The sequence below is a fragment of the Dactylosporangium sp. CA-152071 genome (assembly GCF_050936335.1).
GTDB lineage: Bacteria > Actinomycetota > Actinomycetes > Mycobacteriales > Micromonosporaceae > Dactylosporangium > Dactylosporangium maewongense.
The window spans coordinates 1,357,811-1,372,255 of sequence record NZ_JBNJMZ010000002.1 but is presented as its reverse complement, the minus strand read 5'-3'; the positions used below and the strand labels follow the sequence as shown (position 1 = coordinate 1,372,255).

11 protein-coding genes and 1 pseudogene are annotated in these 14,445 nt (G+C 73.6%); 5 read left to right on the top strand and 7 right to left on the bottom strand.

The window, feature by feature from the left end:
* Nucleotides 1-50 precede the first annotated feature (50 nt).
* Together ACQEVZ_RS46230 and ACQEVZ_RS46225 are read right to left on the bottom strand one after the other, a co-directional pair.
* Nucleotides 51-806, bottom strand: coding sequence for an alpha/beta fold hydrolase (locus tag ACQEVZ_RS46230; RefSeq protein WP_433380261.1), 756 nt, complete (start codon nucleotides 804-806; stop codon nucleotides 51-53).
* A gap of 116 nt (nucleotides 807-922) precedes the next feature.
* Nucleotides 923-3,667, bottom strand: coding sequence for an ATP-binding protein (locus ACQEVZ_RS46225; protein ID WP_433380258.1), 2,745 nt, complete (start codon nucleotides 3,665-3,667; stop codon nucleotides 923-925).
* Nucleotides 3,668-3,823: 156 nt separating this feature from the next.
* Here ACQEVZ_RS46225 and ACQEVZ_RS46220 point away from each other — a divergent pair.
* Nucleotides 3,824-4,069, top strand: a pseudogene (locus ACQEVZ_RS46220) (ATP-binding protein); the annotation flags it as partial.
* A 104-nt stretch (nucleotides 4,070-4,173) separates the two neighbouring features.
* Entirely contained in the window at nucleotides 4,174-6,573 is a 2,400-nt protein-coding gene (locus tag ACQEVZ_RS46215; RefSeq protein WP_433380255.1) for a LuxR C-terminal-related transcriptional regulator, read from the top strand.
* 15 nt (nucleotides 6,574-6,588) lie between these two features.
* On the opposite strand, the gene ACQEVZ_RS46210 is transcribed toward ACQEVZ_RS46215, so the two are convergent.
* Nucleotides 6,589-7,380, bottom strand: coding sequence for an oxidoreductase (locus tag ACQEVZ_RS46210; protein ID WP_433380252.1), 792 nt, complete (start codon nucleotides 7,378-7,380; stop codon nucleotides 6,589-6,591).
* Nucleotides 7,381-7,457: 77 nt separating this feature from the next.
* Nucleotides 7,458-8,249 carry an alpha/beta hydrolase gene (locus ACQEVZ_RS46205; RefSeq protein WP_433380249.1) on the bottom strand — a complete coding sequence of 264 codons (792 nt, stop codon included), beginning with the start codon at nucleotides 8,247-8,249 and terminating at the stop codon, nucleotides 7,458-7,460.
* A 319-nt stretch (nucleotides 8,250-8,568) separates the two neighbouring features.
* Between ACQEVZ_RS46205 and ACQEVZ_RS46200 the strand changes: the two genes are divergently transcribed.
* The 3 genes from ACQEVZ_RS46200 to ACQEVZ_RS46190 all read left to right on the top strand — a co-directional run bounded on the left by ACQEVZ_RS46200 (nucleotide 8,569) and on the right by ACQEVZ_RS46190 (nucleotide 11,794).
* Entirely contained in the window at nucleotides 8,569-10,038 is a 1,470-nt protein-coding gene (locus tag ACQEVZ_RS46200; protein WP_433380246.1) for a DUF1996 domain-containing protein, read from the top strand.
* Nucleotides 10,039-10,103: 65 nt separating this feature from the next.
* A complete protein-coding gene (locus ACQEVZ_RS46195) occupies nucleotides 10,104-10,646 on the top strand; it encodes a ferric reductase-like transmembrane domain-containing protein (RefSeq protein WP_433380243.1) in 543 nt (180 codons plus the stop codon).
* Complete coding sequence (locus ACQEVZ_RS46190; protein ID WP_433380240.1) at nucleotides 10,592-11,794, top strand: diguanylate cyclase domain-containing protein; 1,203 nt, start codon at nucleotides 10,592-10,594, stop codon at nucleotides 11,792-11,794. Before ACQEVZ_RS46195 ends, ACQEVZ_RS46190 begins: the two co-directional genes overlap by 55 nt.
* Before the next feature lie 295 nt (nucleotides 11,795-12,089).
* On the opposite strand, the gene ACQEVZ_RS46185 is transcribed toward ACQEVZ_RS46190, so the two are convergent.
* The 3 genes from ACQEVZ_RS46185 to ACQEVZ_RS46175 are packed head-to-tail and all read right to left on the bottom strand — an operon-like array spanning nucleotide 12,090 to nucleotide 14,445.
* A complete protein-coding gene (locus ACQEVZ_RS46185) occupies nucleotides 12,090-13,403 on the bottom strand; it encodes a hypothetical protein (RefSeq protein WP_433380237.1) in 1,314 nt (437 codons plus the stop codon).
* Entirely contained in the window at nucleotides 13,388-14,152 is a 765-nt protein-coding gene (locus ACQEVZ_RS46180; RefSeq protein ID WP_433380234.1) for a hypothetical protein, read from the bottom strand. The genes ACQEVZ_RS46185 and ACQEVZ_RS46180 overlap by 16 nt, the downstream gene beginning before the upstream one ends.
* Complete coding sequence (locus ACQEVZ_RS46175; RefSeq protein WP_433380231.1) at nucleotides 14,149-14,445, bottom strand: hypothetical protein; 297 nt, start codon at nucleotides 14,443-14,445, stop codon at nucleotides 14,149-14,151. Before ACQEVZ_RS46175 ends, ACQEVZ_RS46180 begins: the two co-directional genes overlap by 4 nt.

The following is a 14,445-nucleotide window of genomic DNA, read 5'->3' as shown; positions in this document are numbered from 1 at the left end:
GACGGTACGTGGCATGACGGCGAAGTTCGGTTCGTTGACGTTCGACATCGTCAGCTCCTCTCCGTGTGCGGCGATGACAGGGATCGGTTCCGCAGCCACCTCAGGGCGGCGTCGGCGACCGCCCGCCAGCGGCTGTCGATGGTCAGGCAGTGGCCGCGGTCGGGGAACACGACGACGTCGGTCGCCCGGGTCGCCAGGGCATGGTGCTGCCCGCCACCGGTGATCAGCAGCAACGGGCCACGCGGCGCCTGGGCCGGGTCCCCGTCCGCGGAGCGGTGCGGGTCGAAGCCGGCGGCGGTGGCCTCGAACAGCGGCCTGCAGGGAGCCGGGATGCTCCAGCGGTCGTACAGCTCGGCCGACTCCTGCGCACTGACGGCGCTGCCGAAGACGGACCGGAACTGTTCCGCGGTCAGCGACACCGCCTTGCGCCGGTTGGCCGGGTTCCTGAACAGCGGCAGTGCCGGCAGCAGGCCGGTGATCCGGTCGGCGTCGATGGCGACGGCGGCGGCCGCGAGGCCCTGCCCGAGCAGCCGCTGGGCGATGATCCCGCCGAAGGAGTGCCCGACCAGGACGGGTCGGTCCGGCAGCGCGGCGATCAGGGCGGTGTAGTGCTCCACGATGTCGTCGATGCCGTGGTCGGCGATGCTCTCGGGGTTGTCGCGGGCGTCCTGCACGGTGTCGGGATGCCCTGGCCAGCCCGGCGCGGACGCCCGATGGCCCGCCGCGCCGAACAGCTCGATCCACGGGCCCCACGAGCTGGCGTGCAGCCAGGGACCGTGGATGAACAGCACAGGCGGTCCGGTCATGACGTCCTTCCGCGATGGCGAAACGGTGGTGACGTCACGAAACCACCGGGGCGTGACCGCTCGCATCGGGGTCACACCCCAGTCGTCGACACCCCAGCGGGTGGCGCCCGCTGGGGTCAGGCGTCGGTGCGCAGCGCGGCGCCGAGCTGCCGGCGGGAGGTGACACCGAGCTTCCGGAACACCTTGTTGAGGTGGTACTCCACGGTCGAGGCGGTGATGTACAGCCGGGTGGCGATCTCGGCGTTGGTGACACCGTCGGCGGCCAGACCTGCCACCTGCCGCTCCTGCGGGGTGAGGTCGTGCTCGGTCCGCGGGTCGCGCCGGCGGGCCTGCTCGCCGGTGGCGAGCAGCTCCACCCTGGTCCGTTCCGCGAAACCGGCCGCGCCCATGGCGGTGAACATGTCGTAGGCGGTGCGCAGCTGCACCCGGGCGTCGGCGCGGCGCTTGCGACGGCGCAGCCACTCGCCGTAGAGCAGGTGGGCGCGGGCGAGCTCGGTGACGATCAGTGTCTCGTTCAGCCGGGCGATCGCCTGTTGGTACAACGGTTCGGCGTGCTCGTCTCCGGCCAGCAGCGCGCCAGCGCGGGCGAGCAGCCCGAGCGCCCACGGTGTCGCGGTGGCCTCGGCCTGATCCGCCAGGCGGGCGTACGCGGCCTCGGCCGAGGCACGGTCCCCGGCGCGTACCCCGGCCTCGACGACGTCGGGCAGCATCCGGTTGCCTTCGCCCGGCAGGTCGCCGCGGCAGGCGCGCAGGATGCTGGCGAGCGCCTCGGGGTAGTTGCCGAGGCTCAGCTCCAGCAGGCAGAGCGTGTAGTGCGCGTGGTTGGCCATGGTCGCCACGCCGAAGCCGCCGCCCCAGTCGTTGATCGCCACCGCCGCCGCGGCGCGGGTCTCCTCCACGCGACCCTGCCACGCCAGCAGCTCCACCCGGTGTGCCGGCCCTTCCGGGATACCCATCGCACGGTCGATCTCCTGCGCCTCACCGAAGTACGCCTCGGCCAGGTCGAACCGCCCGGCGTACAGCTCGCAGCTCGCCAAGGCCTTGAGCGTGTCGTTGACGGCGTGCAGCCCGCCACGCTCGCGGCTCAGCATCAGGATCCGCTCGGCCACCGCCCGGAACCCCCGGTCGTCCCAGCACTCCTCGGCCGCGAAGCACCCCACGAACGAGATCGGCATTCCCGCCTGCACGAGGTCGTCGGTGCACAGCGCCGCGACGGCCGCGCGCATCAGCGGAAGCGCCCGCACATGCCCTTCGGTGATCCGGACCGTGCAGGCCTCGACCAGCCGATCGGTGACAGGAGAGCGGTCCGACACCTGCCACGGCATCGCGCGGATAGCCCGGCAGAACTCCTCCAGGGTGGTCCCGGCGGTGTGCTCGCGGGTGATCAGCGCCGCGGTGAGCGCGTCGAACGCCATGTCCCGGGCCAGCCGCTCATCGTGCGGGGCGGCCTCCCCGATCGCCGTCAACAGCATCGACGCCGCGACCTTCACCTGGCCGAACATCGACGCGATCGACGCCCGCAGCCGCTGGACCGAGGCCCGTCCTACCGGCGTGTCCGGGTCGGATGTGAGCTGCGTGAGGACGGTCTGCGCCTTGACCGCGTCGCCGATGAGGAAGTGGGCCTGGGCGGCGGCGACGAGCCGGCGGGTCCGCTCCTGCCGGTCGGGCGTCATCGCCGCCGAGCGGGACAGATACATCGCCTGGGCGGCGTAACCGCCACGGCTCCCGGCGCGCTCCGACGCGCGTTCCAGCTGCGCCGCGACGTCCTCGTCGAGGCCGGGGGCAGCCTCGGCGAGGTGCCAGATCCGCTGGTCCGAGCCGGGGCCGGCGGCGTCGGCGAGCGCCAGGTGGACGCGCCGCCGGTCCGCTGTCACGGCGCCGCCGTAGACGGCGGAGCGGATCAGCGGGTGCCGGAACGCCAGCCGGTCCCGCTGGGTCAGGATGCCGGCGGCCACCGCGGCTTCCGCGGCGTCGAGCCCCACGCCGAGGTCGGTGGCGGCCTGCCACAGCTCGCCGGGATCACCGGTCGAGGCGGCCGAGATGAGCAGCAGCAGCGTCTGCGTGTCCGCCGGCAGCGTCCGGACCCGGCGCAGGAAGTGCGCCTCCATCCTCGGCCCGACCGGCAGCGGCGCCGGCGAGAGCGGACCGGTGATCTGTTCACCGCCGAGCTCCAGCAATGCCAGCGGGTTGCCGCCGGTCTCCTCGATGACCCGCTCGACGGCGCCGGGGGCCACGGTGCCGCCCGTCTCCAGCAGCAACCGCCGCGCGTCCGGCGCGGCGAGACCGTGCAGCGCGAGCACCGGCAGCCCGGCGAGGACCTGCCCGACCGGCTGTTCGTCGCGGGTGCCCAGCACCATGCCGATGCCGTCGGCCTGCAACCGGCGCCCGATGAACGCCAGCACCTCCACCGTCTCGCGGTCCAGCCAGTGCACGTCGTCGACGAGGCACAGCAGCGGCCGCTCGACGGCGACGTCCGACAGCAGGGTGAGGGCGGCCAGCCCGACCAGGAACCGGTCCGGCGGCGGGCCGGCGACCAGCCCGAACGCGGCGCCGAGCGCGGCACGCTGCGGCGGGGGCAGCGCCGGCGTCCGGTCGAGGAACGGCAGGAGCAGCCGGTGCAGCCCGGCGAACCCGAGCTGCGTCTCCGCCTCCATGCCGACCACCCTGGCCACCAGGACGTCCGACGCCTGTGCCGCCGCGAAGTCCAGCAGCCGGGTCTTGCCGATGCCGGGCTCCCCGACCAGCACCAGCGCGCCGCTCAGGCCGTCGCGCACCGTGCCCAGCAGGGCGTCGAGGGCCGCGCACTCCTCCTGCCGGCCGAGCAGCGGCGGAACTGGACGTCCTTCGCCGGTCGGAGGCACCCTTCCTCCGTTCCGGGCCGGAACCAGCCCAGTTGATCTTTCTGCCCTCGCCGGAGCATTTTCGCACACGTGGGAGCGCTCCTCGAACCGACCGTGCCGGCATGTGTACCCTCAGGACCGACACGGGCCGGCCGACCTGGATGGGTGACCTTCGGTATGCCAGGCGAGCACCTGTACGGCCGCGACGCCGAACTGCGGCAGCTGACCACGCTGCTGCACGGTGTCCGCGAGCGCGGCGGCGCGCTGGTGCTGCGCGGCGAGGCCGGCATCGGCAAGACCCGGCTGCTGACGGAGGCCCGCCGGGTCGCCGCCACCGGCGGGATGCTGGTCCTCACCACCGCCGGCGTCGAGGCGGAGGCCAGCGTGCCCTTCGCGGGCCTGCACAAGTTGCTGCGCCCCGTCCTGGCCCGCGCGGAGGCGCTGCCCGGCCCGCAGCGCGACGCGGTGCATGGCGCGTTCGGCATGGCCGACGTGGCCACCCCGACCTGTTCCTCGTCGCGCTCGCCGTGCTCAACATCCTCGCCGACGCCGCCACAGGACCCACCGCCCTGCTCGTCGTGGAGGACGCGCACTGGCTGGACCCGGCCACCGCGGAGATCCTCGGGTTCGTCGCACGGCGCCTCGACGCGGACCCGGTGCTGCTGCTGGCCGCCGTTCGCGACGGCTTCCCCACCTCCTTCGGCGCCGACCTGCCGCAGCTGCGCCTGGACCGGCTCGACGAGACCGCCGCCGCTGCCGTCCTCGACGCGCACGCCGCCGACCTGCCGGCCGGCGTGCGACGGCAGCTGCTGCTGGATGCCGCCGGCAACCCCCTCGCCCTGGTCGAGCTGTCCACGATCACCGCCGGGCACACCGCGGCGTCCGGACCGCCCGGTCCGGCGGCCGCGGCCCTGCGCCCGCTCACCGACCGGCTGCAGGAGGCGTTCGCGGCCAGGGCGGTCCAGCTTCCCGCGGCGACCCGGACCCTGCTGCTCGTCGCCGCGACCAACGACGGCGACGCCCTGTCGGAGACCCTCGCCGCGGCGACGCTCGTCGCCGGCACCGCCGTCACCGTCGGCGACCTGCCGCCGGCCGTCGCGGCGTCGCTGGTCGACGTCGACGGTGACCGCATCCGGTTCCGGCACCCGCTGATGCGTTCAGCGATCCACCAGCACGCCGACCTCCAGCAACGGCACGCCGCGCACGCCGCACTGGCCCAGGTCCTCGCAGGCCAGCACGACCGCAGCGGCTGGCACCGGGCCTCGTCCAGCCACGGACCGGACGAGGACGTCGCGGCCGACCTCGAGCAGATCGCCGCCGCGGCCCGCCGTCGCGGCGCGGCCGTCGCGGCGCTGACCGCCCTCGAACGCTCCGCGCAGCTCACCGACGACCCGGTCCGGCGGGCCGCCCGGTTGCTGCGCGCCGCCGAGGCCGCCGTCGAGCTCGGCCGGCAGGACGTGGTCCACCGGCTGCTGCGCGACGCCGCAACCGTCGAGCTGTCCTCATGGCAACGGGCCCAGCTGCTGTGGATCGAGGCCAGCTTCGGCGACGGGCTCCGCGACGAGCACCGCCAACCGGCACGGGTCGCCGACGTCGCTGAACGGGTCGCCGCCGACGGGCACGTCGACGTCGCACTCCGGCTGCTCAACGGCGCGGCGCTGCGATCATTCTGGACCGAGGCGGACCTGCCGAGCAGGCACCGGCTCGTCGGCGTCGCCGAAGCACTGCCGATCCCCGCCGACGACCCGGACCTGTTGGCGATCCTCGCGTTCGCGGCACCGATCGAACGCGGCGCCGCGGTGATCGACAGCCTTCGCCGCGGCGCGGAGCGGGCCGCCGGCAACGCCGAGGCGCTCCGCCTGGTCGGCAGCGCCGCGGTCCTGGTCGGTGCGTTCGACCTCGCCGAGGCCTGCTGCACCGCGGCGCTGCCGGCATTGCGGGCGCAGGGCCGCCTCGGGCTCGTCGCGCGGGCGTCGGGGGCGCAGGCGTGGAGTGCCGCCCACCTCGCCGACCTCAACGTCGGCATCCCCGCCGCCGAGGAGTGCACCCGCCTGGCCCGGGAGACGTCGCAGCCGCTGTTCGTCGGCATCGGCCAGGCGACCGGTGCCGTTCTCGCCGCCCTGCGCGGCGACGAGCCGGGCGTGCAGGCCCTTGCCGGCGCCGCCGAGCAGGGCGCCATGTCCGGCCGGGTCCGACCGGTCCTCGCCACCGCGCGGCTCGCCCGGGGGCTCGCCGCGCTCGGCGCCGGCCGCTACGCCGACGCGTTCGAACAGTTCCGCCGGATGCACGACCCGGTCGACCCCTCGTTCCACCCGGCGCTGCGCTGCTTCGCCCTGGCCGAGCTCGCCGACGCCGCCGTGCACAGCGGTCAGGCCGGCGCCGTCGCCGGGATCGTCGCCGAGCTCGAGACGTTCGCGCTGCAGACACCGTCACCGGCCCTGCACGGTGGGCTGCGGCACGCCCGTGCGGTCCTCGCCGGCGACACCGACGCCGAGGCGCTGTTCCAGGCCGCGTTGCAGGTCGACGTCGGACGCTGGCCGTTCGCCCGGGCCCGGCTGCAGCTCGCCTACGGACGCTGGCTGCGCCGCCAGCGCCGGGTCGCCGAGTCCCGCGCCCTGCTGCGCACGGCGATGGACACGTTTCACACCCTGGGCACCGTCCCGTGGGGGGAGCAGGCGCGGCAGGAGCTGCGCGCCGCCGGTGAGACCAGCCGCAGGCGCGGCGTCGACGCCCGTGACCGGCTCACCGCGCAGGAGCTGCAGATCGCGCAGCTCGCCGCGGAAGGCATGACGAACCGCGAGATCGGCGAACGGCTGTACCTGTCGCACCGCACCGTCAGCTCACACCTGCACCGCATCTTCCCGAAGCTGGAGATCACCTCGCGAGCCCAGCTGGCCGGCCTCGTCCACGTCCAGGCCGGCCGCTGACCTGCAACGTGCTGACTACAACGTGCTGACGAGGCCGCCGTCGACGGCGAAGTCGGCGCCGGTGACGTTCGCGGTGCGGTCACTGGCCAGCAGCAGCACCAGATCCGCGACCTCCTGCGGGCGGGTGAACCGGCCGGTGACGGACTCACCGGCGGCCCGGTCGGCGACCGCGCCGGGGTCACCGCCGCCCAGCGAGCGGGCGACGGTTGCCGCGACCCCGTCGTCGCCGAGCCACAACCCGGTGCTCACCGGCCCGGGGCTGACCGTGTTGACCCGCACCCCACGCCCTCCGAACTCCTTCGACAGCGACTTGGAGAAGCTGGCCAGGGCGGCCTTCGCGGCGCTGTAGTCGATGACGAGCGGGTCGGGCAGCGTGGCGTTGACCGACCCGACCGTGACGATGCTGCCCGCGCCACCGGCCAGCAGGTGCGGCAGCGCCGCCCGGGTCGTGCGGACCGCGGCGAGGAGGTTCAGCGTCAGCGTCGCCGTCCACTCCTCGTCGGTGACGGCCAGGAATCCGGCTGTGCGTGGCCGCACCGCTCCGACGTTGTTGACCAGGATGTCGAGCCCGCCGAACGCGGTCACGGCGGTGTCGACGAGCCTTGCCGGTCCGTCCGCGGTGCTCAGGTCGACCTCGACGACCCGCACGTCGGCGCTACCGCTCAGCTGCGTGAGGTCGGGTCCGGCGGTCCTGGCCCCCGCCACGACCCGGACCCCCTCAGCGGCCAGGGCCTGGGTGACGGCCAGGCCGATGCCTTTGCTGGCGCCGGTGACCACCGCGGTCTTGCCCGAAAGATGCAGATCCATGGCGTGTTCCTCTCTGGTACGCGCGGCGGCCGTCGCACGGGACGGCGGCCGCGCCGGCCGGTCAGTCCCGCGTCACCTCAGAGCCCGTTGCGCCGCAGCCACGCCAGGCTCTCGTCGGCGACCGCCCGCCAACCGCTGTCGATCGTCAGCGAGTGGGCGCGGTCGGGGAAGTCGAGGATGTCGGTGACCGCGTGGGAGTGCCGGTACTGCTTGAGAGTCGCCCGGGTCACCGACTCCGGCACCGTGTGGTCCCGCCCGCCCGTGATGAGCAGCAGCGGACCCCGCAGCTCGTTGGCCGTGTCCACCTTGGCGGGGGAGTGCGGGTCGAAGTTCGCCGCCGCCGCCTCGAACAGCGGCTTGCCCGGCGCCGGGACCGCCCACCGGTCGAACAGCTCCTGCGACTCCTGCTCGGTGACGGCGTTGCCGAACGCGAACCGGAACTGCTGCGCCGTCAACGACACCGCCCGATGCTTGTTCGCCGGGTTCCGGAACACCGGCAGCGTCGCGCGCAACGCCGACAGCGGCAGCGGCAGCACACCTTTGATCTGTGCCGCGTCGACGGCCACCGCCGCGGCGGCGAGATCCTGGCCGAGGAGCTTCTGCGCGATCATGCCACCGAACGAGTGCCCGATCAGGATCGGCTTCGCCGGCAGGCCCGCGATCACCTTCGCGTAGTGCTCGACGACGTCGTCGATGCCGTGGTCGGCGACCGCCTCCGGATGCTCCCGCGCCCCGGCGACGGTTCCCGGCTCACCCGGCCAGCCCGGGGCGACCGGCTCGTAGCCTTCCGCCCGGAACAGCTCGACCCACGGCTGCCAGGACGATGCGTGCAACCACAGTCCGTGGATGAAGACGACAGGCGTGCTCATCGCTGCGCTCCTTCGTTGTCCGTCAAGACCGTCGACGCCGGTCTCCCCGCACGTTAGGCCTGCCTTGTGCGCGATCAGTGGGCAAAAACTTGTCGCCCACCACCGCGCCACCTGCGGAAGGTCACCGTCTGATTCCCGTACGTCTTTAAGCCAAACTTAAGCCGGAAAAGCGTAATCGAGTGGGGTCCGCGACCGGGCCAGCAACGCTGGGAAAGCGTATTTCTAAGAGTTCCTTTGCGACTTGAAGTAAGCCTCTGAGCTGGTAACTTCCTGACCGCACGGATTCCACGACGTCAGCCCAGGACGGCGGAGACAACGTATGCGCAACTATTCCCAGAACCCGCGCGGAAGACGCCGGGCCCGCAACATCCTCATCGCCGCGACGGTCGTGTCGGCGGTCGGTGTGAGCGGGGCCTACCTGGCGACCGCGAACGCCGACGAGACAGCGCCCGGCAGGATCGAGGCGGAGACCTGGTCGGCCCAGAACGGGGCACGGACCGAGAACACCGCCGACAGCGGCGGCGGCAAGAACGTCGGGTGGCTCGCCGCCGGCGACTGGCTGCAGTACGACAACGTGACCGTCGGCGCCCAGCTGAGCGCCCGGATCGCGGCGAACAACCGGGCCGGCGGCTCGATCGAGCTGCACCTCGGCTCGCCGGCGGGCGAGCTCGTCGCGACGTTCCCGGTCGCGTACACCGGCGGCTGGCAGAAGTGGACGACCGTCAACGCCACCGCGGCGCGCGTCCCCTCCGGCCCGCAGACCCTGGTCGCCGTGATGAAGAGCGACCAGCAGAGCGACTTCGTCAACGTCAACTGGTTCGCGCTCGGCTCCGGCACGCGCCCGCCGGCGACCGCCACGGTCGCGCCGCCCCCGCCGAGCAGCGCCGCCCCGACCGGCGGCACCTCGCCCACCACCTCACCGACCGGCTCCGCCCCGGCCGGCGGCTGGGTCGACGTCGACCAGGCCAAGTGGCAGGCGGAGCTGGCGGCGTTCAACCAGCTCAAGCAGCTGCCGGTGCCGGCGGGCACCACCCGGGTCGCGGAGTTCCACACGGACTGTGCGGTGTCGAACGAGGCCAAGGACGACCCGATCGTGCTGCCCGGCCTGCCCGGCGCGTCGCACATGCACACGTTCTTCGGCCCGACCGTCGACGCCACCACCAAGCCGGCCGACCTCTTCGCCCGCAAGACCAACTGCAACGCCCCGGGCGACAACAGCGCCTACTGGGTGCCCCAACTGCTCAAGAACGGGCAGCCGGTCAAGATGAAGAGCTTCCGGGTGTACTACGGCTCGCGGCTGCCCGACCCGTCGGCGACGGTCCCGTTCCCGCCCGGCCTGGTCATGGTCCACGGCGACGCCAAGCGTCAGGTCGCCACGCAGAAGGGCGCCCCGGGCCAGTTCTGGTGCGCCGGCAGCGCCGAGGTCGGCCGCAGCGCCGACGGCAACTGGCCGGTCTGCGCCCCCGGCGGCAACCTCATCTTCCAGCTGACCTTCCAGGACTGCTGGGACGGCAAGCACATCGACTCGCCCGATCACAAGTCGCACATGGGCGGCGCGAAGAACGGCAAGTGCCAGGGCGACTACCCGGTCGCCATCCCGAACCTGTCGTTCATGGTGAACTACGAGTCCCTCGGCGGCGAGGGTCTCGCGCTGTCGTCGGGGATGGCCTCGTCGATGCACGGCGACTTCATGAACGCCTGGAAGCCGGAGAACCTCGGCCCCCTCGTGAAGGTCTGCCTCAACGCGAAGGCGAAGTGCGGCACCACCCCGTCCTTCACCGGCGGCTGACCTCGTCCCTCCGAACGGCCCCGCCCCGGTGGCGGGGCCGTTCCTCATACCCAGTGGGGTGTGTTGTGCGAACCGCGGCGAAGCTCTTCGCGGCGTCCAGCCTGGCCGTCGCGACCGTGCTGTGGGCGGTCGGCCTGCCCACGTCCGCCCCCGGCCTGGCCGCCGCCTGCCGCCTCGCCGCGCTGTGGTCCACCGACCTGCTGCTGTTGCAGGTGCTCGGCATGGCCCGGATCCCGTGGCTGGAACGCGCCTTCGGCCAGGACTCCCTCGGCCGCTGGCACCGCTGGACGGGCATCGCGCCCCTCGCGCTGCTGCTCGCCCACGTGGTCCTGGCGCTCGTGTCGCACGTCGAACGCGCCGGGCAGCTGTGGGCGCTCCTCACCGGGTACCGCGGCATGGTCCCCGCGACCGTGGGCCTGCTCGCCCTCGTGCTGGTGGCGGCGACGTCCCTGCGTCCGGTCTGCACGAACTGGAGTGGCTGGCCCGGGAGCGCGGCGTCCGCCTGGTCCCGCTCGTCGGCCCGCGCGCGGCTCCCGGCTCGTGGCTGCCGGTGGTGTACGCCGACTACGACGACATCGTGCAGTCGTTGTGCGTCGTGTGCGCGATGACGCTGATGGCGGTGGTGATGCTGCGTCACCCGCTCGGCGACGGCGGCCGGCAGCGGATGCGGCTGTGGCTCGACGCGGGCGCCGTGCTGATCGGTGTCGCCGTCTTCCTCTGGTACTTCTCGATCGGCGCCGAACTGGACAGCCCACGCCTGGGGGACCGGCTGGCCGCCGCGGCCGGCGCCGTGGTCATGCTGGTGATCGTGCTGGGCGTGCTCAAGCTGATCCTCAGCGGCACCGCCCCCTTCACCCGGCAGGCCGGGATCGCCGGCTGTGTCGGGGTCGGCGGCACGGCCGTGGGCACCTCCGTCGCCGCGATCCTGACCGGCACCACCGATGCGCGGATCGAGGCGGTCGCGTCGCTGCTGCCGTGCATCCTCACCGTGGCGAGCCTGCGCGTGCAGGGGATCCAGCAGCGCCGTCCGGCCGGTCACGCCGAGGCGCGGCAGCGCCGGTTCAGTGTCATGCCGTACGTCGCCGTCGTCGCCACCGAACTGCTCGGGATCGTCGCCCTGCACGTCGCCGGGGCCGACGCACGCACGTGGGGCGTCGCGGTCGGCATCGTGGTGATCACCGCCGTGGTCCTCACCCGCCAGCTGATCGCCTTCCACGACAACGACCGGCTGCTCACCGACCTCGACCGCAGCATGCTCGAACTGCAGCGCCTGCACGACGCGCTGCGCCACCAGGCGACCCACGACGCCCTGACCGGCCTCGCCAACCGTGCCCTGCTGACCGAGCGACTCGCGGCGATCGACACGGCCGCCAAGCTGAGCGTCCTGGTCATCGACCTCGACGGCTTCAAACAGGTCAACGACGTCCACGGCCACCACGCCGGCGACGCGCTGCTCGTCGAGGTCGCCCGCCGCCTCGAGGCGGCCGCCGGCCCGGACACGCTGGTCGCCCGCCTCGGCGGCGACGAGTTCGCCCTGCTCCTGCCGGGCGCCGACACCGACGCCGCGCACCACCGCGCCGCCACGGTCAGCGCCGCCATCACCCGCCCGTACCACCTGCCCGGCACCGTCGCGCACGTCGGCGCCAGCGTCGGGGTCGCCACCGGTACCCCGGCCGACGCCGACGCGCTGCTGCGCCGTGCCGACGCCGAGATGTACCGCCGCAAGCGGCAGGTCCGGCTGGCTGTGCCGACCTGACGGTGGGCAGGCCGTCGCCGACTGCTGCGGCGCCATTCGCGAGTTCGGACAGCCGTCGCCGCGTCACGGAAGCAGTTTCCTGCCATAGATAGCTGCACGTCGACCGCCAGCGGCTGCGGCCTCGCGGTGGCGAACAGCGACGCGGTGATCTCGGTGACGGTCACGTACACGCAGAACGGGCAGAGCGCCACCAAGACGTCCAACGCGTTCATCATCCAGTACTGCGGCAACGTGTACTGCTGAGACGCGGTCCGGGCCGCACCGACGATGCGACCCGGACGGCCGTCGTTTCTGCTCACAGGCGGTGGATGCCCACGTGGACGTGGTCGGCGTGATCGATGCGGGCGCCCCACAGGATCTGCACGCGGAACTGTGTCCCATCGACCTTGACCACGAAAGAGTCGTAGCTGTTCGGCTGCCAGGACTGGCTTCCCATCGCGCGGGCCAGGGCGCGGGCCTCGTCCTCGCCGGAGGAGGTCGGGTAGTCGATCGCGTAGGAGGATCTGCTGCCGACGAAGTGGTCCGAGGTGGCGGGGCCGGGGACGGAGTCGGTCGGTCGCTTCTGTGACCCGGCGGTGAGTCCCTCCTTGCCCAGGAACGGCGTGACGAACTGGTCGAAGATCGACTTGCTGCCGCCCCAGGCGTGTCCGAGCTTGACGTTCGACAACCCGTGCCGCCGGGGCGCGGACGGTGACGACGCCGGAGATGTCGGGAGGTGCCGGCGGGTGTGGGCGCTGTCCCGCCGGTACAGGTCGCGGAGCAGGTGGGCGACGTTCCTGCGGGTACCGGCGCCGTGCCGGGCGGCCAGCGAGGCGATCAGGCGCTCGACCCCGCGCCGTTCGTGCCGGTTGTCGCTGTCGGCGCGCAGTGCCCGGTCGCGGGCCTCCAGGAGGTATCCGACGTCGCGGCTCAGGTAGCCGGGGACGAGCCTGAGTCCGTGCTGGCCGTCGAGGACGTCGTCGAGGGCGGCGTGCAGGCGCCGGCCGGTCGCCGGGTCGGCGAACCGCATCCGGTGGACGTCGGCGGTGGCGCGCTTCGTGCGGTGGTACACCGAGTCGACGGTCGCCAGGTTGTCGGTGAGCTGCCGGGCGAGCCGGGACAGCAGCGGCGGGTCGATGACGATGCGGCCGTGCTTGCCGGCGATGTTGCGCGGCACCTGCCAGGGTCGCATCGGAAGGACCGCGCCACCGCCGCCACTGCCACCGCCGCCACGCTTGCCGCCGGCCGGCGGCAGGCCGGCCCGGTGCAGCACCCGCTGCACGTACGCCGACGTCGGCAGATACCCGTCGCTGAGCCGGTTGAGGTAGGACGGGTCGTGCGCGACCCGGCGGGCGGTGCCCTCGCCCGCGTGCCAGGCCACCGCCACCAGGTCCCAGCGGCCGAACTCCCGGTGGTAGGACGACATGAGCTGCGCCGCCTTCTGGTCCTGGACGGCCGGCGGGGCGCTCCTCGCGGTCGGGTAGCCCTTGAAGTTGTTCCAGGTCGAGTCGATGAACTGGTACGCGCCGCTCGCGCGGCCGTACGGGGTCGGCGGGCCGGCGATGTGGTAGTCGCCGCCGGACTCGACCGAGCGGATCGCGGCCATGAACCGGCTCAGGGCACTCGGCATGAGGCACTCCAGGACAGCAGGTGGTCGAGGGCTTCGCGGACGTCGCCGGGGTCGGCCGGGGCGACCCGATGGCGTCCACTGTGGATGGTGGTGACCTGCCAGCCGGTCCCGTCGCCGGCGACGAGCCACCGCAGTTCGTCGGCGACGAACCGGCCCGTTGCCGCGTCGTGGTGGGCGACCCGGACCGCGGCGGCGAACCGCCGGCCGGTGATCGCGCGCAGCCACCTCGTCGCCGGCCCCGCCGGCACTCCGGCGCGGCGCAGGACGTCCAGCGCGGCGCCGTCCGCGCCGGCGGCCACCAGCTCGTCGGCTTCCGCCAAGGCGTCGGCGTCGACGTCGAAGCCGGTCGTGTCGACGCGGGCGTCGGGCAACAGCAGCAGCCGCGGCACGGCCGCCGCCGGCGACCCGTCGAGGAGCTCCACGTCCACGAGCCCGTCGTGGCGGCCGGCCAGGACGGTGGTGGACGTGTCACCGGCGGCCGCGTACCAGCGCCGGGTTCCGGCCTCGTCGGCGTCGATCTCCACGGCGGTGCGAGGCCCGGTCAGCGGTTCGAGGGCACCGGCGAGCGGCTCCTCGCCGGGCAGGAGTCCACGCGCGGCGAGGCCTCGTACCGCCGCCACGTCGATGCGCATGTCCGCGTCGTCGTCGTCGGTGACGTCGGCGGGCAGCCAGTAGCCGGCGAGCCGGGTGAGGGCGCGCAGCTCGTCGAGGGTGAGGGTCAGCCGGGCCGGCGCGGTGTGGACCGTCATGGTGCCGGGGTCCCGCCGGTCTGGGCGGTGGCGAGCCGGTCGCGTTGCTCGTCGGCGGCCAGCCGGGCGAGCCGTGCGGTGTCGCGGAGCCGGTCGGCGGCGTGCGCGAGGTGCTGCTGCCGGTGCCGGCCGTCGAGGTGGGCCCGGAAGCGGTCGGCGACGAGCCCCTCCCAGCCGCCGCGGGTGTCGTGGACGGCATGCCGGAGCTCGTCGCGGACCCGGTCCAGCTCGCCGGCGTGCCGGTCGAGCGCGGTGGCGAGGTCGTCGAGTTCGTGGGGTGGGGTCAGCGCCAT

Excerpts from the sequence above, each read along its gene's own strand:
- ACQEVZ_RS46230 (WP_433380261.1), bottom strand. The coding sequence starts at position 806 with ATGACCGGACCGCCTGTGCTGTTCATCCACGGTCCCTGGCTGCACGCC.
- ACQEVZ_RS46210 (WP_433380252.1), bottom strand. The coding sequence starts at position 7,380 with ATGGATCTGCATCTTTCGGGCAAGACCGCGGTGGTCACCGGCGCCAGC.
- ACQEVZ_RS46205 (WP_433380249.1), bottom strand. The coding sequence starts at position 8,249 with ATGAGCACGCCTGTCGTCTTCATCCACGGACTGTGGTTGCACGCATCG.
- ACQEVZ_RS46200 (WP_433380246.1), top strand. The coding sequence starts at position 8,569 with ATGCGCAACTATTCCCAGAACCCGCGCGGAAGACGCCGGGCCCGCAAC.
- ACQEVZ_RS46185 (WP_433380237.1), bottom strand. The coding sequence starts at position 13,403 with ATGCCGAGTGCCCTGAGCCGGTTCATGGCCGCGATCCGCTCGGTCGAG.
- ACQEVZ_RS46180 (WP_433380234.1), bottom strand. The coding sequence starts at position 14,152 with ATGACGGTCCACACCGCGCCGGCCCGGCTGACCCTCACCCTCGACGAG.
- ACQEVZ_RS46175 (WP_433380231.1), bottom strand. The coding sequence starts at position 14,445 with ATGGCGCTGACCCCACCCCACGAACTCGACGACCTCGCCACCGCGCTC.